This window comes from Streptomyces sp. NBC_00258 (assembly GCF_036182465.1).
Lineage (GTDB): Bacteria > Actinomycetota > Actinomycetes > Streptomycetales > Streptomycetaceae > Streptomyces.
Genome location: NZ_CP108081.1, coordinates 8,791,637 through 8,811,031 on the forward strand (window position 1 = coordinate 8,791,637; position 19,395 = coordinate 8,811,031).

General features: G+C 70.5%; 14 protein-coding genes. 6 read left to right on the top strand and 8 right to left on the bottom strand.

All coding sequences use genetic code 11. From position 1 onward, the window contains the following. Window positions 1–39 precede the first annotated feature (39 nt). The 5 genes from OG718_RS39195 to OG718_RS39215 form a co-directional block, all read right to left on the bottom strand. Entirely contained in the window at window positions 40–1,275 is a 1,236-nt protein-coding gene (locus OG718_RS39195; protein WP_186001180.1) for a branched-chain amino acid ABC transporter substrate-binding protein, read from the bottom strand. 280 nt (window positions 1,276–1,555) lie between these two features. Then, a complete protein-coding gene (locus tag OG718_RS39200; protein WP_328846417.1) occupies window positions 1,556–2,188 on the bottom strand; it encodes a Tat pathway signal sequence domain protein in 633 nt (210 codons plus the stop codon). After that, window positions 2,185–2,535 carry a hypothetical protein gene (locus OG718_RS39205; RefSeq protein ID WP_328846418.1) on the bottom strand — a complete coding sequence of 117 codons (351 nt, stop codon included), beginning with the start codon at window positions 2,533–2,535 and terminating at the stop codon, window positions 2,185–2,187. Before OG718_RS39205 ends, OG718_RS39200 begins: the two co-directional genes overlap by 4 nt. Window positions 2,536–2,652: 117 nt before the next feature. After that, entirely contained in the window at window positions 2,653–3,141 is a 489-nt protein-coding gene (locus tag OG718_RS39210; RefSeq protein WP_143637648.1) for a PaaI family thioesterase, read from the bottom strand. 62 nt (window positions 3,142–3,203) lie between these two features. Beyond that, the gene (locus tag OG718_RS39215; RefSeq protein WP_143637997.1) at window positions 3,204–5,483 is read right to left on the bottom strand and encodes an FdhF/YdeP family oxidoreductase; all 2,280 of its coding nucleotides are present in this window, start codon (window positions 5,481–5,483) and stop codon (window positions 3,204–3,206) included. A 188-nt stretch (window positions 5,484–5,671) separates the two neighbouring features. Between OG718_RS39215 and polA the strand changes: the two genes are divergently transcribed. Continuing rightward, on the top strand, window positions 5,672–8,398 hold the full coding sequence (gene polA, locus OG718_RS39220) for a DNA polymerase I (protein ID WP_328846419.1): 2,727 nt from the start codon (window positions 5,672–5,674) through the stop codon (window positions 8,396–8,398). A 282-nt stretch (window positions 8,399–8,680) separates the two neighbouring features. Next, window positions 8,681–9,790: a hypothetical protein gene (locus OG718_RS39225; RefSeq protein ID WP_328846420.1), complete on the top strand. Its 1,110-nt coding sequence runs from the start codon at window positions 8,681–8,683 to the stop codon at window positions 9,788–9,790. Here OG718_RS39225 and OG718_RS39230 read toward each other — a convergent pair. Further along, window positions 9,711–10,565, bottom strand: a complete 855-nt coding sequence (locus tag OG718_RS39230) for a DUF4184 family protein (RefSeq protein WP_328846421.1) — start codon at window positions 10,563–10,565, stop codon at window positions 9,711–9,713. The genes OG718_RS39225 and OG718_RS39230 overlap by 80 nt on opposite strands. A 324-nt stretch (window positions 10,566–10,889) precedes the next feature. Here OG718_RS39230 and OG718_RS39235 point away from each other — a divergent pair, with 324 nt between their 5' ends. The 3 genes from OG718_RS39235 (at window position 10,890) to OG718_RS39245 (ending at window position 13,951) form a co-directional block, all read left to right on the top strand. After that, the gene (locus OG718_RS39235) at window positions 10,890–12,596 is read left to right on the top strand and encodes a lytic transglycosylase domain-containing protein (protein WP_328846422.1); all 1,707 of its coding nucleotides are present in this window, start codon (window positions 10,890–10,892) and stop codon (window positions 12,594–12,596) included. 153 nt (window positions 12,597–12,749) lie between these two features. Beyond that, on the top strand, window positions 12,750–12,884 hold the full coding sequence (locus OG718_RS39240) for an SPW_0924 family protein (RefSeq protein WP_143637639.1): 135 nt from the start codon (window positions 12,750–12,752) through the stop codon (window positions 12,882–12,884). A gap of 74 nt (window positions 12,885–12,958) precedes the next feature. After that, window positions 12,959–13,951: a DUF3068 domain-containing protein gene (locus tag OG718_RS39245; protein ID WP_328846423.1), complete on the top strand. Its 993-nt coding sequence runs from the start codon at window positions 12,959–12,961 to the stop codon at window positions 13,949–13,951. Here the strand turns inward: OG718_RS39245 and hrpB are convergent. Both hrpB and OG718_RS39255 read right to left on the bottom strand, forming a co-directional pair. Then, window positions 13,941–16,565: an ATP-dependent helicase HrpB gene (gene hrpB / locus OG718_RS39250; RefSeq protein WP_328846424.1), complete on the bottom strand. Its 2,625-nt coding sequence runs from the start codon at window positions 16,563–16,565 to the stop codon at window positions 13,941–13,943. The two genes, OG718_RS39245 and hrpB, sit on opposite strands and share 11 nt — an antisense overlap. A 4-nt stretch (window positions 16,566–16,569) precedes the next feature. After that, a complete protein-coding gene (locus OG718_RS39255) occupies window positions 16,570–17,574 on the bottom strand; it encodes a class I SAM-dependent methyltransferase (protein ID WP_328846425.1) in 1,005 nt (334 codons plus the stop codon). Between the two features lie 245 nt (window positions 17,575–17,819). On the opposite strand from OG718_RS39255, the gene rpsA reads away from it, so the two are divergent. Further along, entirely contained in the window at window positions 17,820–19,331 is a 1,512-nt protein-coding gene (gene rpsA, locus OG718_RS39260; RefSeq protein WP_143637633.1) for a 30S ribosomal protein S1, read from the top strand. The last annotated feature ends 64 nt before the right edge of the window (window positions 19,332–19,395 follow it).

Sequence of the window (19,395 nt, forward strand, 5' to 3'; positions counted from 1 at the left end):
CAGCGCCCCGCGCGGCTCATTGAGTGATGCGGGTGTGGATCAGCCTGTGTACGTGCCGGACTTCACCGGCTTCCAGGTGCCACCCTCGACGGAGTAGACGGTGAGCTGCTTGTTGGTGGCGTCGCCGTACTCGTCGAAGGAGACCTTGCCGGTCACGCCGTCGAAGGAGACACCCTGCATGGCCTCGGTGACCTTGGCGCGGGCGTCGTCCGGAAGCTTGCCGTCGTTGTCCTCGACGACCTTCTTCACGGCCTCGATGATCGCCCAGCCCGAGTCGTAGGAGTAGCCGCCGTACGCCTCGTAGGCCTCCTTGTAGCCCGCGGCCTTGTAGCTGGCGACGAACTCCTTGGCGGAGGGGAGGTCCTCGACGGGCGCGCCGACCGAGGTGGCGAGGTCGCCGGTGCCGCTGGCGCCGGCCAGCTTGATGAAGTCGGCGCTGTAGATGCCGTCGCCGCCGACCAGCGGGATCTTGGCGCCTGCGGCCTTGATCTGCTTGCTGAGCGGGCCGGCCTGCGGGTACTCGCCGCCGTAGTAGACGACGTCGGCGCCGGAGCTCTTCACCTGGGTGGCGACGGCGGAGAAGTCCTTGGTGTCGGGGTCGATGTGCTGCGTTCCGACGACCTTGCCGCCGAGCTTCTTGAACTCGTCGGTGAAGGTGGCGGCGAGGCCGGCACCGTAGGTCTTCTTGTCGTCGATTACGTAGACGCTCTTCTTCTTGGCGTCGTTGTAGACGTACTGCGCGGCGAACGGGCCCTGGATGGCGTCCGTGGTCGCGGTGCGGAAGTACGACTTGTACGGGCGGGCCTTCTCGCCGCCGTTCCACTTCGTGCCCTGGGTCAGGGCCGGGTTGGTGTTGGCGGGGGAGACCTCGACGAGCTTGGCGTCGTCGAAGACCTTCTGCATGGACTCGGCGACCGAGGAGTTCAGGGGGCCGACGACGCCGAGGACGTCCTTGTCGGCGACCAGCTTGGTGGCGTTCTGCTGGCCCGAGGAGGGCTGCGCCTGGTCGTCGAGGGCCTCGACCTTGAAGGTGACACCTTCGACGGTCTTCTCCTTGTTGGCCGTCTTGGCCGCAAGGTCCACGGAGTTCTTGATTCCGAGGCCCAGCGCGGAGAGGTCGCCGGTCAGCGGGGCGTCGACGCCGATGACGACGGTGGTTCCACCGCCGTTCGAGTCCGAACCGCCGCCGTCCTCGTCGCGCGAGCCGCAGGCGGTGAGGGTGAGTGCTCCCGCCGCCAACGCGGCGGTGATGGCGATGAGCGAACGTTGACGCACGATCAGCAGTCCTTTCCCTGGCACAGCCCTTCCTCGTGGAACGGGCCGAGTCGAGCGCTGGGCCGAAAATAATTCGAATCCGATGGCGCGGTGACTGGCCGTGACTCTAAGCGTGTCGGGGGAACGTGGAGGAGAGTCTGACTCATGCTGTGACGCTCTTGTTATGACACGAGGTAATGCAGAGCGGTACTCAGTGGGTGGATGGGCAGAATTCCGGCCGATTCGTCCGGTCCACATAGTGAGAACCTGCAGGACGTGCCGCGGTCATTTCAGGAGCGTCCTACTGTTTTGGTGCTGACCGGGAGTCGTTGCTACAGGCTACTTGAAGGGCCCCTGAGAGGTCGTGCGCATAGCGCTCGCCCAGGATGAAGCTGTGGTCTTCTATTGCGCGCGTATTACGCAGAGTTACGTCCAGGAAAGGGAGAGCGGCGTTTGACGGCACATTCGCGCATTCCGTGACATGCATCGTGACGACGATCTTGTGACCGAAACCGGGCTTGGTCCGGAACGGCGGGGGCGGAACCGACGTCAGCGAGAGGCTCGCGTAGGGCTGCGAGATGCGCACGATGGTGATCGTGGGTCCGGACAGTGCGGTGACCTTCACCGCGAAGCTGAAGCTTCTGTCCGGAGCGTTCGCGGTCGGGCCCTCCTTGCCGAGGTAGGTGATGGCCACCGCCTGGGACGGGTAGGGCGCTTCGGGCGGCGGCGGATCGTGGGGCCGGGTCGCGAAGAGGTAGCCGCCGCCCCCGACGAGGGCGACCGCCGTGGCGGATGCGAGCACGGCACGGCGATGCCGGGCGTACAGGCTCGTCAGACGCTCGCGTGGGGTCCCGGGGAGGAGCGGCGGCACCGGCTCGACGGTGTCCCGCGCGCGCGTGCCCTCGCCCGGCTCGACCGGACCGACGCCGCTCAACTCCAGGGCCCTCCCGTCGGATCGCCGTCGCGGTACCGCTCCGTGCAGCGTTCCCGCGCGCCGCGGTCGATCAGTTCCCGCGCCGCCTGTTCGCCCGAGCGTTTCTTCTCGGCCCGGGCCGCGTCCACGACGTCCATCAGGATCTCGTACTGCCCGTTGGACAGGCCCATCGACTGGTAGTCCCCGTAGGTGTCGCTGTCCAGCACCTCCCGCGACCAGTGGGCGACGATCCGCGCGCACAGATCCTCGGGAGGCGTGGCCGACGGCGTGCCGGAGGCGGCCCGCGTGCTCGCCGCTCCGCCCCGCGGCCCGGACTCGCCGCACCCGGCGGCCAGAGCGCCGGTCACGAGCACCAGCGCAAGCACCGGACCCCGCCAAGAGGGCCCACCCGTTCGCATCCCATGACGCTATGCCGCCGGGTGCCCGGGATCAACGCCGCCCGCGGACAAGGGTCTTCCGGTGGGTCAGTTCGTCGCGTCGACGCGCTGCGCGTCGCTCGGATTCACATCGCGCAGCAGGCACGTCAGCCGCGCACTGCACACCCGCCTGCCGTCCTCGTCACTGATCACGATCTCGTACGTGGCCGTCGAGCGGCCCCGGTGCAGGGGCGTGGCCACTCCGGTCACCAGGCCGGAACGGGCGCCCCGGTGGTGGGTGCAGTTCAGGTCGACGCCGACGGCGATCTTGGAGCTGCCGCCGTGCAGCATGGCGCCGACCGAGCCGAGCGTCTCGGCGAGCACGGCGGAGGCGCCGCCGTGCAGGAGCCCGTACGGCTGGGTGTTGCCCTCGACCGGCATGGTGCCCACCACGCGGTCCGCGGAGGCCTCGACGACCTCGACGCCCATGCGCGCGCCGAGGTGTCCGGCGGAGAACATGGCGACCAGGTCCACGCCGAGCGCCGCGTACTCGTCGATGACCTCTTGCGGGAATTTCGCGTGGTGCTGCTCGCCCATGGGTCCTGCTCCTTCGTCGTCGATCACGCTGCCCCGAGCGGCCGCGCTGGCTAAGCGAACGCTCAGTTGGCTGCCGATTGTTCCAGACGCACGACGACGGACTTGCTGGCGGGCGTGTTGCTGGTGTCGGCGGTGGCGTCCAGCGGCACCAGGACGTTCGTCTCCGGGTAGTACGCGGCCGCGCAGCCGCGGGCCGTCGGGTAGTGCACGACCCGGAAACCGGGGGCGCGCCGCTCCACGCCGTCCTTCCACTCGCCGACCAGATCGGTGTACGAGCCGTCGGCGAGGCCGAGCTCGCGGGCGTCCTCGGGGTTGACGAGGACGACCCGCCGGCCGTTCTTGATGCCCCTGTAGCGGTCGTCCAGGCCGTAGATCGTGGTGTTGTACTGGTCGTGCGAGCGCAGGGTCTGCAGGAGGAGCCGGCCCTTCGGGAGCTTCGGGTACTCGACGGGCGCGGCCGTGAAGTTGGCCTTTCCGGTGGCGGTGGGGAAGCGGCGCTCGTCGCGCGGGGCGTGCGGCAGGGCGAAGCCGTTCGGGTCGGCCACGCGCGCGTTGAAGTCCTCGAAGCCCGGGATCACCCTCGCGATGCGGTCGCGGACCGTGGCGTAGTCCTTCTCGAACTCCTCCCAGGGCGTGCGGGATTCGTCGCCGAGGACGCGGCGGGCGAGGCGGGACACGATGGCGGGCTCGGACAGCAGGTGCTCGCTCGCGGGCTCCAGGCGGCCGCGTGAGGCGTGCACCATGCCCATGGAGTCCTCGACGGTCACGAACTGCTCGCCACCGCCCTGCAGATCGCGCTCGGTGCGGCCGAGGGTCGGCAGGATGAGGGCACGCGCGCCCGTGACGGCGTGCGAGCGGTTGAGCTTCGTCGACACATGGACGGTGAGGCGGGCGCGGCGCATCGCCGCCTCGGTGACCTCGGTGTCGGGGGAGGCCGACACGAAGTTGCCGCCCATCGCGAAGAAGACCTTGGCCTTGTCGTCGCGCATCGCGCGGATGGCCCGTACGACGTCGTAGCCGTGGCCGCGCGGCGGGGCGAAGCCGAACTCCTTCTCCAGGGCGTCCAGGAAGGCGGGCGCGGGGCGCTCGAAGATGCCCATCGTGCGGTCGCCCTGCACGTTCGAATGGCCGCGGACCGGGCATACGCCCGCGCCCGGGCGGCCGATGTTGCCGCGCAGCAGCAGGAAGTTGACGACCTCGCGGATGGTCGGCACGGAGTGCTTGTGCTGGGTGAGACCCATGGCCCAGCAGACGATGGTGCGCTCGGAGGCGAGGACCATGCGCAGGGCCTCGTCGATCTGCTCGCGCGTGAGGCCTGTCGCGGTGAGCGTCTCGTCCCAGTCGGCGGCGCGGGCGGCCTCGGTGAACTCCTCGTAGCCGTGGGTGTGTTCGCCGACGAACGACTCGTCGACGGCGCCCTCGGTCTCCAGGATCAGCTTGTTCAGGAGGCGGAAGAGGGCCTGGTCGCCGCCGATGCGGATCTGCAGGAACAGGTCGGTGAGCGCGGCGCCCTTGAACATGCCCTGGGGGGTCTGCGGGTTCTTGAAGCGCTCCATGCCCGCCTCGGGCAGCGGGTTCACGGTGATGATCCTCGCGCCGCCCGCCTTCGCCTTCTCCAGGGCGGAGAGCATGCGCGGGTGGTTCGTGCCCGGGTTCTGCCCGGCGACGATGATCAGGTCGGCCTTGTAGAGGTCCTCCAGGAGGACGCTGCCCTTGCCGATGCCGATGGTCTCGTTGAGCGCGGAACCCGACGACTCGTGGCACATGTTGGAGCAGTCCGGCAGGTTGTTCGTGCCGAACTCGCGGGCGAACAGCTGGTACAGGAACGCCGCCTCGTTGCTGGTGCGCCCCGAGGTGTAGAACAGCGCCTCGTCGGGGGAGGCCAGGCCGGTGAGCTCCTCGGCGATGATGTCGAAGGCACGCTCCCAGGGCACCGCCTCGTAGCGCTCGGCGCCCTCCGCGAGATACATGGGCTGGGTGAGACGGCCCTGCTGGCCCAGCCAGTAGCCGCTGCGGGTCGCGAGGTCGGCGACCGTGTGCGCGGCGAAGAAGTCCGGGGTCACGCGGCGCAGCGTGGCCTCCTCGGCGACCGCCTTCGCGCCGTTCTCGCAGAACTCCGCCGTGTGCCGGTGCTCAGGCTCCGGCCAGGCGCAGCCGGGGCAGTCGAAGCCGTCCTTCTGATTGACCCGCAGCAGCGTCAGTGCCGTGCGCTTCACACCCATCTGCTGCTGGGCCATGCGCAGGCTGTGCCCGACTGCGGGCAGTCCGGCGGCGGCGTGCTTCGGGCCGGCGACCTGCGGCGCGTCCTGAACCGGATCACTCTGGGGCGGCTTGCCGGCCATCTCGGCCTCCTCTTCGAGCACACGTATGAGGTACGTCTTCGATCCTCCCACGTGGTGGTGACAACGATCGCGGCCCGTCCGAAGCGATGATCGTGCACGGTGTGAAAGGCGTGACGGACACGGCGCGAGGGCGGTCGTGGAGGGCGGGGCGGGTCCGACTGTCAGTGGGGCGTGGCAGGATCGGGGGCGTGGCAGATTCAGCATCGAAGAAGACCGAGAAGACCTCCGGCGGCGGACGCCCGCGGCTGATGCTCATGGACGGGCATTCGCTGGCGTACCGAGCGTTCTTCGCGCTGCCCGCGGAGAACTTCACGACGGCGACGGGCCAGCCGACGAACGCGATCTACGGCTTCGCGTCGATGCTCGCCAACACGCTGCGCGACGAGGCGCCCACGCACTTCGCGGTGGCGTTCGACGTCTCGCGCAAGACATGGCGCTCGGAGGAGTTCACCGAGTACAAGGCGAACAGGTCGAAGACCCCGGACGAGTTCAAGGGCCAGGTCGAGCTGATCGGCGAGCTCCTCGACGCGATGCACGCCGAGCGGTTCGCCGTGGACGGCTTCGAGGCGGACGACATCATCGCCACGCTCGCCACCCAGGCCGAGGCCGCGGGCTTCGAGGTGCTGATCGTCACCGGCGACCGCGACTCCTTCCAGCTGGTCTCCGAGCACACCACCGTGCTCTACCCGACGAAGGGCGTCTCCGAGCTGACGCGCTTCACCCCGGAGAAGGTCTTCGAGAAGTACGGACTGACGCCCGCGCAGTACCCCGACTTCGCGGCCCTGCGCGGCGACCCGTCCGACAACCTGCCGGGCATCCCCGGAGTCGGCGAGAAGACCGCCGCGAAGTGGATCAACCAGTTCGGGTCGTTCGCGGAGCTGGTAGAGCGCGCCGAGGAGGTCAAGGGCAAGGCCGGGCAGAACTTCCGCGACCACCTGGACGCGGTCAAGCTCAACCGCCGCCTCACGGAGATGGTGCGCGACGTCGAGCTGCCGAAGTCGGCCGCCGACCTGGAGCGCGCTCCGTACGACCGCACGGCCGTCGCGATGGTCCTGGACACCCTGGAGATCCGTAACCCCTCGCTGCGCGAGCGGCTGCTGGCCGTCGACCCCGGGGCGGAGGAGGCGGACGCCGGTCCGCCGGCCGCCGCGGGCGTGGCGGTGGACGGCACGGTCCTCGGCGCGGGCGAGCTGAAGCCGTGGCTCGCCGAGCACGGCACCGCGGTCCTCGGCGTCGCCACGGTCGACACCTGGGCGCTCGGCACCGGCTCGGTCGCCGAGGTCGCCCTCGCCGCGGCCGACGGCGCCGCCGCGTGGTTCGACCCGTCCCAGCTGGACGAGGCCGACGAGAACGCGTTCGCGGCGTGGCTCGCCGACCCCGACAGGCCCAAGGTGCTGCACAACGCCAAGGCCGTCATGCGGGTCTTCGCCGAGCACGGCTGGAGCATCGAGGGCGTCTCCATGGACACCGCGCTCGCCGCCTACCTCGTCAAGCCGGGCCGCCGCTCCTTCGACCTGGACGCGCTGTCCCTGGAGTACCTCGGCCGGGAGCTGGCCCCCGCCGCGACGGCCGACGGGCAGCTCGCCTTCGGCGCCGACGAAGGAGCCGAGGCCGACGCACTGATGGTGCAGGCCCGCGCGATCCTCGACCTGGGCGAGGCGTTCACGGAGCGCCTGGAGGAGGTCGGCGCGGCCGACCTGCTGCGTGACGTGGAGCTGCCCACCTCCGTGCTCCTGGCCCGCCTGGAGCGGCACGGCATCGCGGCCGACAAGGCCCATCTGGAAGCCATGGAGCAGATGTTCGCGGGCGCCGTCCAGCAGGCCGTGAAGGAGGCGCACGCGGCTGCCGGGCACGAGTTCAACCTCGGCTCGCCCAAGCAGCTCCAGGAAGTCCTCTTCGGTGAACTGGGCCTGCCCAAGACGAAGAAGACGAAGACCGGCTACACGACGGACGCCGACGCGCTCGCCTGGCTCGCCGGCCAGACCGACAACGAACTGCCGGTCATCATGCTCCGCCACCGCGAGCAGGCGAAGCTCCGCGTCACCGTCGAGGGCCTGATCAAGACGATCGCCGCGGACGGCCGCATCCACACCACGTTCCACCAGACGGTGGCCGCGACGGGCCGCCTCTCGTCGCAGGACCCGAACCTGCAGAACATCCCGGTCCGCACCGAGGAGGGCCGCGCGATCCGCCGCGGCTTCGTCGTCGGCGAGGGTTTCGAATCCCTCATGACCGCCGACTACAGCCAGATCGAACTGCGCGTGATGGCCCACCTCTCCGAGGACGAGGGCCTCCTGGAGGCGTTCACCTCCGGCGAGGACCTGCACACCACCGTCGCCTCCCAGGTGTTCTCCGTCGAGGGCACGGCCGTCGACGCGGAGATGCGCCGCAAGATCAAGGCCATGTCGTACGGACTGGCGTACGGCCTGTCCGCATTCGGCCTCTCCCAGCAGCTGAACATCGACGCGGGCGAGGCCCGCGCGCTGATGGACACGTACTTCGAGCGCTTCGGCGGCGTACGGGACTATCTGCGCCGCGCGGTCGACGAAGCGCGGGCGACGGGCTACACGGCGACGCTCTTCGGCCGCCGCCGCTACCTCCCCGACCTCAACAGCGACAACCGCCAGCGCCGCGAGGCGGCCGAGCGCATGGCTCTGAACGCGCCGATCCAGGGCACGGCGGCGGACATCGTCAAGATCGCCATGCTGAACGTGGACAGCGCTCTCCGGAAGGCCGACCTCAAGTCCCGCATGCTCCTCCAGGTCCACGACGAAATCGTCCTGGAGATCGCCCCGGGCGAGCGCGCCAAGACCGAGGAACTCGTCCGCCACGAGATGGCGAACGCGGTGCATCTCCGGGCACCCCTGGACGTCTCGGTCGGCTCCGGCGCGGACTGGGAGTCGGCGGCCCACTAGAGCCCTCCGGGGGCGCGGTATTCGGCTGCGGGCCCGGTGGGGGCTGGCTGCGCAGTTCCCCGCGCCCCTGAGGACAAAAGCCGGGGCTACCGCCCCTGCTTCTTTTGTCTTCAGGGGGCGGTAGCCCCTTGCTTTTAAGGGGCGCGGGGAACTGCGCGACCAGCCCCCACCGGCCCGCACTCGACAAACAGCGCCCCATCCCCGTCCAACCCCCGGAGGGGCCGTCACCCGCGTGGCCCCCGACCAGAAGCCCCCGGCGGAGCGCCCCGCAAGGATGCGGGCATGGGTCCTCACATACGACACGTACAGCGCGTGCGGTACGTACGACACTGCCGTACCGCCCTCGTCGCCGCCCTCGCCTCCGTGCTCCTCACCCCGGTCCCCGCCGTCGCGGCCTCCGCGGCCAGCCCCAGAATCCCGGCGGGCGCCACGACGAGACGCGTCCCGGCCGACACCGCCGACTGGACCGACTGGACCGACCGGCGGCACCCCCGGCCGGGCGCCACAGGCCACCACGCCTCCTCGGCCGACCCCACCGACACCGTCACCTGCCAGGCCCCCCACGCCCCCGACCTGGCCGTCCGACTGGCACAGGACATCCAGGCGGCCCTGTCGGGGAGGGACGGCACGGTCTCCCTGGCGGTGCACGACGACTCAGGAGTGACCTGCGCACGCGCCGGCGAGCGGCAGTACGACTCGGCGAGCGTCGTCAAGGTCCTGATCATGGAGGGGCTGCTCCGCCGAGCCGAGGAGCTGGGCCGCCGACTCACCCAGTGGGAAGAGACGAACGTACGCCCCATGATCGTCAGCTCCGACAACGACTCGGCCGTGCGCCTGTGGGCCGACCTGGGCCGTAGCTATCTGAACGACTTCCTCACCCGCGTCCGCACCAGCGCCACCCTCCTGGGCCCGGGCGGCTACTGGGGCCTCACCCGCACCACGGCCACCGACCAGATGCGCCTGCTGGACGTACTGACGAACGCCCAGTCCTTCCTCCGCACCCGCGCATACGGCCTGAAACTGCTCTCCGAGGTCCGCGCGGACCAGCGCTGGGGCGTCCCCGCGGGCATGCCGCAAGGGCTGACGGCACACGTCAAGAACGGCTGGCTGCCCAGAGCCACCCACGGCTGGCGCGTCCACAGCCTCGGCGCCTTCACCGGCGAGGGCCGCAGCTACCGCATCGTCGTCCTGTCCCACGACAACCCCACGATGGCGTACGGCGTGCGCACCATCGAGCGCATAGCCCAGGCCGTCCACCGGGGACTGGGCCAGGGCCGCGGCATCGGCCGGGACCTCACCCCGGAGACCGCGATCAGCGAGGAGTCGGACGGCTCGGCTCCGTACGAACCGCTGCCGGGCTGGGACGAACCGGAGCCGGACGCCACACCCTGACCGCCACGCCGTACACCGCGAGGCCGACGGCAAGACCCGCCCCCGCCCCGAAGCACACGGTGGGAATCAGCTCCCAGGGCTTCGCGGTCGACGCCCACTGGTCCCACCACCGAGTCGCCCGCCGCACCGCGGCCACCGTCGCGCAGCCACCGATCACGGCCGCCGCGAGCCACCGGTCCCGTACGGACAGCACCGGCACCCCCACGGGTTCCGTGTCGCGCTGCCGCCGCAGGGCCACCACCAGGAAGGCCGCGATCACCACCGCGGCGACCGCCGAACCGCCGTACTGCAGATACCAGTAGAGCGGCGAACCCGCGATCTCCTGCCCGAGGACGGGAAAGACGCGCATGCCCCACCGGTCGAGATGCGTGAACGCGTCCCACACGACATGCGTCAGCGAACCGACCACCGCGGACACGTACCACCACAGGGCCAGTGAGGGCCGGACGCGGGCGCGCGGCGCACCGCAGCGCAGGAGAGCCCCGACCCGTGCCTGCCGGCCGCGCGGCAGCAGAGCCGCCAGCGGCTCGCGCAGCACCAGCCAGGCGCCCACGAGCGCCCAGGCGACCAGCACATCGACCGTGAACACCCCGGTGAAGGAGTGCGTGAAGTCGCCGAACTCCATGGCCTCCGGCAGCACACTCGCCGCGTAATAGGTCATGTCGGGCGCGAACGAACCGGCCACGAGCAGGGCCGGAACCAGTCGGCCGCGTCCGGTCCCATCGGTGCGCACGGCAGGCAGAACGGCCGCGGCATGGCTGAGGGTGAACGGCAACGGGGCTCCTTGCGAACGACATTGACCGCACGCGACGGCCGGCATTGACCGCACGCGACGGCCCGGTGATCCCGGAACGGTCCCGGCGATCCCTTGATCGATGACGCTCAGTATGCAGTCGGCAGTTCCCGTCGGTCCCGCATGCCCCCAGGACGCCGGGGCAGGTGAAACGGGATGTGGCCAACCGGTGAAAAACGGGCACGAACGGGTGTCTGCGCAACGGAAGTTGTCGTAGGGTCGCCTGGGCCGCCGTACTGGGGAGTGCGGCCGGACAACAGGAAACGCGCGAGGCGCGGACGATCGTCCACGGGAGGGGTTCACGCAATGGCGGCGCAATTCGGCAGGCGAGTTGTCAAGGGGGCGGCAACCACCGCTGTGGCCGCGGTCGCGGTCGCGGCGCTGTCCGCGTCCCAGGCGCCGGGCGTGACCGACACCGGGCAGGGCAGACAGAACACCGGTTCCCAGCCCTCGTCCGACCCCGACGCCGACAACAGCGCCACCGGCAATTCGCCGTACTACACCGACCTCCCGCCGCTCAACAGCCCCACCCCGTCGCCCAGTACGGGCACCGGAACGCCGACGGGTACGGGCGAGGCCGAGGCCGGCATACCCGCGACCGTCCTCGACGCCTACAAGAAGGCCGAGGCGGCGCTGGGCGAATCCAAGCCCGGCTGCAACCTGCCCTGGCAACTCCTCGCAGCCATCGGCAAGGTCGAGTCCGGCCAGGCCCGCGGCGGCCGCGTCGACGCCAACGGCACCACGATCTCCCCGATCCTCGGCCCGGTCCTCAACGGCAACGGCTTCGCGAGGATCACCGACACCGACGGCGGCGCGTACGACGGGGACACCACCCACGACCGTGCCGTCGGCCCCATGCAGTTCATCCCCTCCACCTGGGAGTGGTCGGGCCGCGACGGCAACGGCGACGGCAAGAAGGACCCCAACAACATCTACGACGCGGCCCTCGCCGCCGGCGGCTACCTGTGCCGGTTCGGCTGGGACCTGTCCGACAAGGCCGACCTCAGGCGCGCGATCCTCAGCTACAACAACTCGACGCACTACCTGAACACGGTCCTGTCGTGGCTGGAGTACTACCGCAAGGGCACCCACGAGGTCCCGGACGGCACGGGCACGCTGCCCTCGGGCCGCAGCGACGACAACAACGGGTCGGGCTCCTCCCCGACGCCGACCCCGCCGAGCACGACCCCGCCCAGCTCCACGCCGGGCGGCGGCGGTTCCACGAGCCCGAGCCCGAAGCCGCCCACCACGACCCCGCCGCCGAGCACGCCGCCGACGACTCCGGCGCCTCCCACGCCCACCGAAACGGTGGACCACCTGGAGGACGCGGGTACCGCCAAGCTCACCGCGACCGCGGGCGACGCCTTCGCCGAGAGGATCGCCACCCGTACCGAGACCGAGGCCGGCAAGGCCGTCGCGAAGGTCCGGGTCCGGTTCACGATCGTCGGCGACACCGACGCCGTCTTCACCGGCGGCGAGAGTGTCGCGACCGTCGTCACCAACAGCTCCGGCGTGGCCACCGCGCCCGCGCTCAAGGCCGGCGAGAAGACGGGCGACTTCACGGTCCGCGCCACCGTCGTCGGCCGTGCCGTCTCCGGCCTCGACTACAAGGCGACGGTCACCGCGCGCCAGGCCGACGCCCTGGCCCGTACGAGCGACACCGCGCTGACCTGCGTCGCGGGCGGCGAGTTCGCGAACCAGGTCGAGGTGAAGGCCACCTACAAGGGCGCCGCCGCGGACGGCGTCGCGGCCACCGCCACGCTCATCAAGTCGGCGGACGACGCGACCGCGAACGACAAGGGCCCCTACTTCAAGGACGCGGACGGCAAGACCGTACGGACCCTCGCGGGCCTCAAGACGGACGCGAACGGTCTGTTGAAGCTGCCGAAGCTGTACGCGGACGACACGGCCGGCACGTTCCTGCTCCGCATCAGCACCACCGGCGGTGCCACGCTGACGGTCGAGCTGAAGGTGACGGCAGCCGCCGCCTCGCCGAGCCCCTCCGCCTCGTAGCCTCGTAGGCCTTCAGAACGACGGTGTCCTTCCACCCGGCCGGGTGGAAGGACACCGTCGTTCTGTGTGTGCAACGTGTTCTCATCTCGGCCGCCCGTTGCTACGGTGCCCGACCTGACGATGTATCAGCTTCGCCGAGTCGGGAGGCCCCGCATGCGTGCCCTGATCGCCGCCGCGACCGGTCTCGCCGTCGCGCTCGCGCTCGTCCTCACCATCACCGCCATGGGCTCACCGGCGGGCAAGACGTCACCCAAGCCGCTGCTCACCACCATCCCCAGCCACCCGTGACGCACGCCCGCAACACCCGCCCGTGACGCGCACCCCATGACACACATCCCCAACGCACAGGGAGGGCCGCCGAGATGCGCCGCAAGGCCAGCCTGATCCTGCTCGCCCTCGCCGTGTTCTTCGCGGCACTGTCCCCGCTGATGCGCTGGTACGCCTTCCCGCGCCTCGCCAAGATCCCGGCCGACCAGTACCAGGACATGGTCCTGGAGGCGAAGGACGCGACCCTCCTCGACTACGGCACGATGAAGGCCAAGAAGGTCGACAAGGTCACCATCGTGCAGACCCTCAAGGGCAACGTCGAGGCCTCCGAGAAGATCGAGAAGACCGCGGGCCGCGACGTCGTCGTCTGGGACGGCCTCTCCTACGTCCAGGGCCCCGACGGCGAGATGGTCTCCAAGATCCCCGAGCGCTACATCTTCGACGCGCACACCCAGGAACCCGTTCATGCCACCGGCGAGATGGTCGACGGCGACCCGGTCAAACGCGAGGGCATCGAGTTCAAGTGGCCCTTCCTCACGGAGAAGAGGGACTACGAGTACTTCGACGCACAGGCCCGCGTCACCGCGCCGATCCACTACGAGGGCGAGCGGGACTTCCGGGGCGTAAACGTTTACTACTTCGAGCAGACCATCCCCTGGACCAAGGTGCCCTTCCCGAAGACCATGCCCGTCGAAGGCATCACCCCGGAGTCGGTCGCCAAGACGGGCACGACCCGCTGGTACACCACGGTCCGCAAGTTCTGGGTCGAACCCACCACCGGAGCACCCGTCTACGGAGAAGAGATCCACAAGGAGGAACTGCGCGGCGGCACCCTCCTCGGGGGCCGTGAAAAGGTGACCGCCTTCGCCGGGCACGTGAAGATGCGCGAGGACTACATCCGCTCGACGGTCGACCTGGTCAAGTCCCAGCGGCTGCTCGTCCTGCTGATGACCTCGTACCTGCCGTGGGGCTTCCTGATCCTGGGTGCCGGCCTGCTGTCGCTCTCCCTCTACCTGGAGGCCCGCAGCCGCCGCCCGGGCGACCCCTCACCGACGGAGAGCCGAGAACCGGAACCGGTCAGCGCCTGAACCCGGGCCGTTCGTCAGCGCGCCTGAAGCGCGCGTTCGTGTGCCGGGTCGGTTCCGCGGTAGCCGGGTCCTCGGGCCACGGGTGCTTCGGATACCGGCCACGCAGCTCCGCCCGTACGCCCCGGTAGCCGTCCTTCCAGAAGGACACCAGGTCGGACGTCACGGCCGCCGGGCGCCCCGCGGGCGACAGCAGATGCACGACCACGGGCACCCCGGCGACGGCCGGTGACTCCCGCGCCCCGAACATCTCCTGCAACTTCACCGCCAGCACGGGCCGTTCGGGATCCGCGTAGTCGACCCGGATCCTGGACCCGCTCGGCACCTCGATGCGCTCCGGCGCCAACTCGTCCAACCGGGCAGCCTCCCCGGACGCCCACGGCAACAGCCGGGCCAAGGCCTGCCCGGCGTCGATCCGCGCCAGATCGGACCGCCGCCGTGCCCGGCCCAACTCCGGCTCCAGCCACTCGTCCACGCGCGCGTGCAGTGCGTCGTCCGACATATCGGGCCAAGGAGCACCGAGCCGGTGGTACAGGAACCCGAGCCGCTGCCGCAGGACCTCGGCGTCCCGGGACCACCGCAGCATCCCGAACCCTTCGTCCCTCAACCCTTCGAGAAGCGCCTCCCGTACGAGCCCGGGCTCGGCGTTCCGCAACGGCCGCACCGCCAGCTCCACCGCGCCCAGCCGCTCGACCCGCCGCGCCACGACGTCCCCGTCGGCCCAGCGCACCTCGTCGCCCTTGCCGTACAGGGCCCCGGCCGCCTCGCGCGCGACCCCCTCGTCCACCACGGCCCCGAGCCGCACGCGCGCGTGCCCCGCACCAACGGGCCGGTCGGCAACGGCGACAGCGATCCACGACGCGTCCCGCAGCCCACTCCCGTCACCCACCTCGGCCCGAGTACCGGACACCATGAGAAAGGAGCCCCCTTGCTTCCGGGCAACCCGCTCGGGAAAGGCGAGGGCGGCGACGAGTCCGACGGCATGGTCTTCACCGGCCTGCCGCGCCCCTTCAGGGGCGCGGGGCTGTGACATGTGCGGCTTCGCCGCGTGGGCGCGACCAGCCACGGACGGCCCGCACGTATCGAACGGCACATCCCGCGGAGCGCTCGGCGCGGGCGCCGCCGCGGCCCGCAGCCGCCGAACCTCCGTACGCCACCGCCCGGCATAGGCGTCACCCCCACGCCGGGCCGCCCGCAAGGCAGCGGCAAGATCATCCCCGTACTCCCGCGGCGGCTCCTCACTCAAAAGGGCAACCACCTCCGCGGCACGCTCCGCACCCACGGAGTGCCCCGCGTCCAGCAACGCCCGCCCCAGCCGCGGATGCAGCCCGAGCCGCGACATCCGTACACCCCGCTCCGTGGGACGCCCGGCGGAGCCCACCGCACCGATGGCCTCCAGAACACCCCGAGCGGCCGCCATGGCGCCTCCCGGCGGCGGATCCAGCAGAGCCAGCCCCGAGGCGTCGGGATCGCCCCAGCAGGCCGCCTGGAGGGCGAACGCCGTCAGGTCGGCCACCTTGATCTCCGGCGCCGGGAAACGCGACAGCCGCCCGTCCTCCGCCTCCGCCCAGCACCGGTACACCGCACCAGGGGCCTCGCGCCCGGCGCGCCCCGCCCGCTGCCGGCCGGCCGCCTGCGAGGCACGTACCGTCGCCAGCGCGCTCAGCCCCCGCGCGTGATCGACCCGCGGCTCCCGCGCCAGACCGGAGTCCACGACCACCCGCACGCCCGGAACCGTCAGGGACGACTCGGCCACCGACGTCGCGAGGACCACCCGGCGCCGCGCACCCCCGGACAGCACCGCGTCCTGCACGGCGGCCGGCGCCCGCCCGTGCACCTGAAGCACCTCGACGTCTCCGAGCCCGCCGAGCTGCCCGGCCACCCGCGCGATCTCCCCGACCCCGGGCAGGAAGCACAGGACGTCCCCGTCGCGTTCGGAAAGCGCCCGCCGCACCACCGACGCCACGTGCGTCAGCAGCACCGGGTCCACCCGCATGCCGTGCGGCGGCCGCACGGGGCGCAGGGGTGGCGCCCAGACCACCTCGACCGGATGGGACACACCCTCCGCCTCGACCACCGGCACCTCGCCCAGCAGCCTCGCCCACCCCTCGGCGTCGGTCGTCGCGGACGCGGCCACCAACCGCAACTCGGGGCGCAGAGCGGCCTGTACGTCCAGCAGGAACGCGGCCACCGTGTCGGCGTCCAGGTGCCGTTCGTGGCACTCGTCGAGCACGACCACGTCGACGCCCGCCAGTTCCTGGTCCCGCTGCAGCCGTTGCAGCAGCACACCGGTCGTGACGACCTCCACGCGCGCGCGTGGCCCGACCACCCGCTCCCCGCGCACCGTGTACCCGACGCTCTCGCCGACCTTCTCGCCCAGCAGCCACGCCATCCGCCGCGCGGCCGCCCGCGCCGCGATCCGCCGCGGCTCGGCGACCACGACACGGCGTACGGGCCCGTCGCCGACCAGACCGGCGAGCACGAGGGGCACGAGGGTCGTCTTGCCGGTGCCGGGCGGCGCGACCAGCACGGCACCGCCGTGCGCGTCCAGGGCGTCGCCCAGGCCGGGCAGCGCGCCGCGTACGGGCAGGAGGTCCAGAGCGTCGTAACGGATCACATGCTCAGTCTCTCCTCCGGCCTTCGGCCGGGGGTGCCCCCGTCTCGCTTCGCTCGCACACGAAGATCGCCGACCCCGGGATGAGGTTTCCCCGAAGGGGCGACCAGCCGCCCCACTCCTGGGTGTTCCAGGCGGGCCACTCGGGCTCGACCAGGTCGACCAGCCGGAAACCGCCCGCCACCACGTCCCGGACGCGGTCGCCGACCGTCCTGTGGTGCTCGACGTACACCGCGCTGCCCTCGTCGTCCTGCTCGACGTACGGAGTGCGGTCGAAGTACGAGGAGGCCACGCTCAGCCCCTCGGGGCCGGGCTCGTCAGGGAAGGCCCAGCGGATCGGGTGCGTGACGGAGAAGACGAACCGGCCGCCGGGCCGCAGCACCCTGTGCACCTCCCTCAGGACCGTCACGGGGTCCGCGACGAACGGCAGCGCCCCGTAGGCGGAGCACGCCAGGTCGAAGGAGGCGTCCGCGAACGGCAGTGCGCCGGCGTCCGCCTCCACGAGCCCCACCCCCTTGGCGCCGATCCGCAGCGCGTGCTGGAGCTGGCGGTGCGAGAGGTCCAGGGCGACCGGACGGGCCCCCTGGGCGGCCAGCCAGCGCGAACACTGGGCGGCACCCGCGCCGATCTCCAGAACGTCCTTTCCGGCCAGTTCCTCCATCGGTCCGAGCAACTCGGCCTCGATCTCGTCGAGGCCCTCGGGGCCCCACACGAAACGGTCGTCGCCGAGGAACGTGCCGTGCTCGACCTGGTAATCGTCCGCGTTCCGGTCCCACCAGCCACGATTGGCGCGGGTGCTTTCGCCGGACCCCGCCTCCCGTCGTGTCGCCTCGGGCTCGAACGGTTCGGGCTCTTGGATGATCGGCTCCCTCGTACTAATCTGCGGGCTCTTCCGTCCGAACCCGTCCCGGCGGCGGTCACGCAAGGGGCGCCGCAGGGCCCTCGTGGCCTCGTGGGACGGGTCTTGTGCCGGGTATGCGGCGTTCCGCCCCGGGTGTGCGCCTTCGCGCATTGACCCTGTCCGGCTGCCCCCGTATGCTACAAGTTGCGCTGCGGGCCTGCGCTCCTCAGACGTAGCAGGCTGCGCTCGCATCTGTTGTATGTCCCCTCGGTTTTCGAGGCGCCACCGGCAAGTGTTCGTCATCGAACACGCCCGGATTCGGCGCTTCCTTGGCTGTCCGGCTTCTTCAGAGCGAAACGGGCTCCCGGCGTAAGCAGTACCTACGACTCACTGTCCGTACCGGAGCCCTTACCCACATGACGAGCAGCACCGAGACCACCGCCACCACCCCGCAGGTTGCGGTCAACGACATCGGTAACGAGGAAGCCTTCCTCGCCGCGATCGACGAGACGATCAAGTACTTCAACGACGGCGACATCGTCGACGGCGTCATCGTGAAGGTCGACCGGGACGAGGTCCTGCTCGACATCGGTTACAAGACCGAAGGTGTCATCCCGAGCCGCGAGCTCTCGATCAAGCACGACGTCGACCCCAACGAGGTCGTCAAGGTCGGCGACGAGATCGAAGCCCTTGTTCTCCAGAAGGAGGACAAGGAAGGCCGCCTGATCCTCTCGAAGAAGCGCGCCCAGTACGAGCGCGCCTGGGGCACCATCGAGAAGATCAAGGAAGAGGACGGCATCGTCACCGGTACCGTCATCGAGGTCGTCAAGGGTGGACTCATCCTCGACATCGGCCTCCGTGGCTTCCTGCCGGCTTCTCTCGTCGAGATGCGCCGTGTCCGCGACCTCCAGCCCTACGTGGGCAAGGAGCTCGAGGCGAAGATCATCGAGCTGGACAAGAACCGCAACAACGTGGTCCTGTCCCGCCGCGCCTGGCTCGAGCAGACCCAGTCCGAGGTTCGCCAGACGTTCCTCACCACCCTGCAGAAGGGTCAGGTCCGCTCCGGCGTCGTCTCTTCGATCGTCAACTTCGGTGCCTTCGTGGACCTGGGTGGCGTCGACGGTCTCGTTCACGTCTCCGAGCTCTCCTGGAAGCACATCGACCACCCCTCCGAGGTTGTCGAGGTCGGCCAGGAAGTCACCGTCGAGGTCCTCGACGTCGACATGGACCGCGAGCGTGTCTCCCTGTCGCTGAAGGCGACGCAGGAAGACCCGTGGCAGCAGTTCGCCCGTACGCACCAGATCGGTCAGGTCGTCCCGGGTAAGGTCACCAAGCTCGTTCCCTTCGGTGCGTTCGTGCGCGTCGACGAGGGCATCGAGGGTCTGGTCCACATCTCCGAGCTGGCCGAGCGCCACGTGGAGATCCCGGAGCAGGTCGTCCAGGTCAACGACGAGATCTTCGTCAAGGTCATCGACATCGACCTCGAGCGTCGTCGCATCAGCCTCTCGCTGAAGCAGGCCAACGAGGCCTTCGGTGCCGACCCGGCCACGGTCGACTTCGACCCGACGCTGTACGGCATGGCCGCGTCGTACGACGACCAGGGCAACTACATCTACCCCGAGGGCTTCGACCCCGAGACCAACGACTGGCTCGAGGGCTTCGAGTCCCAGCGTGAGGTGTGGGAGACCCAGTACGCCGAGGCGCAGACGCGCTTCGAGCAGCACCAGGCTCAGGTCATCAAGTCCCGCGAGGCGGACGCCCAGGCCGAGGCCGAGGGTGTCGCCACCCCGGGTGCGGCTCCGGCCGCCTCCGGTGGCAGCGGTGGCGGCGGTTCGTACTCCTCGGAGTCGGACGACAACTCCGGCGCCCTGGCGTCGGACGAGGCGCTGGCCGCCCTCCGCGAGAAGCTGGCCGGAGGCCAGAGCTGATCGCACACCTCTAGGCAGTAACTAGCTGGTGACTGCGGGCCCGCACCCTTCTGGGTGCGGGCCC

Coding starts and splice junctions, on each gene's coding strand:
- OG718_RS39240 (WP_143637639.1), top strand. CDS start 12,750: ATGCGTGCCCTGATCGCCGCCGCGACCGGTCTCGCCGTCGCGCTCGCG.
- OG718_RS39235 (WP_328846422.1), top strand. CDS start 10,890: ATGGCGGCGCAATTCGGCAGGCGAGTTGTCAAGGGGGCGGCAACCACC.
- OG718_RS39225 (WP_328846420.1), top strand. CDS start 8,681: ATGGGTCCTCACATACGACACGTACAGCGCGTGCGGTACGTACGACAC.
- OG718_RS39210 (WP_143637648.1), bottom strand. CDS start 3,141: ATGGGCGAGCAGCACCACGCGAAATTCCCGCAAGAGGTCATCGACGAG.
- OG718_RS39245 (WP_328846423.1), top strand. CDS start 12,959: ATGCGCCGCAAGGCCAGCCTGATCCTGCTCGCCCTCGCCGTGTTCTTC.
- OG718_RS39255 (WP_328846425.1), bottom strand. CDS start 17,574: ATGCGCGAAGGCGCACACCCGGGGCGGAACGCCGCATACCCGGCACAA.
- OG718_RS39215 (WP_143637997.1), bottom strand. CDS start 5,483: ATGGCCGGCAAGCCGCCCCAGAGTGATCCGGTTCAGGACGCGCCGCAG.
- rpsA (WP_143637633.1), top strand. CDS start 17,820: ATGACGAGCAGCACCGAGACCACCGCCACCACCCCGCAGGTTGCGGTC.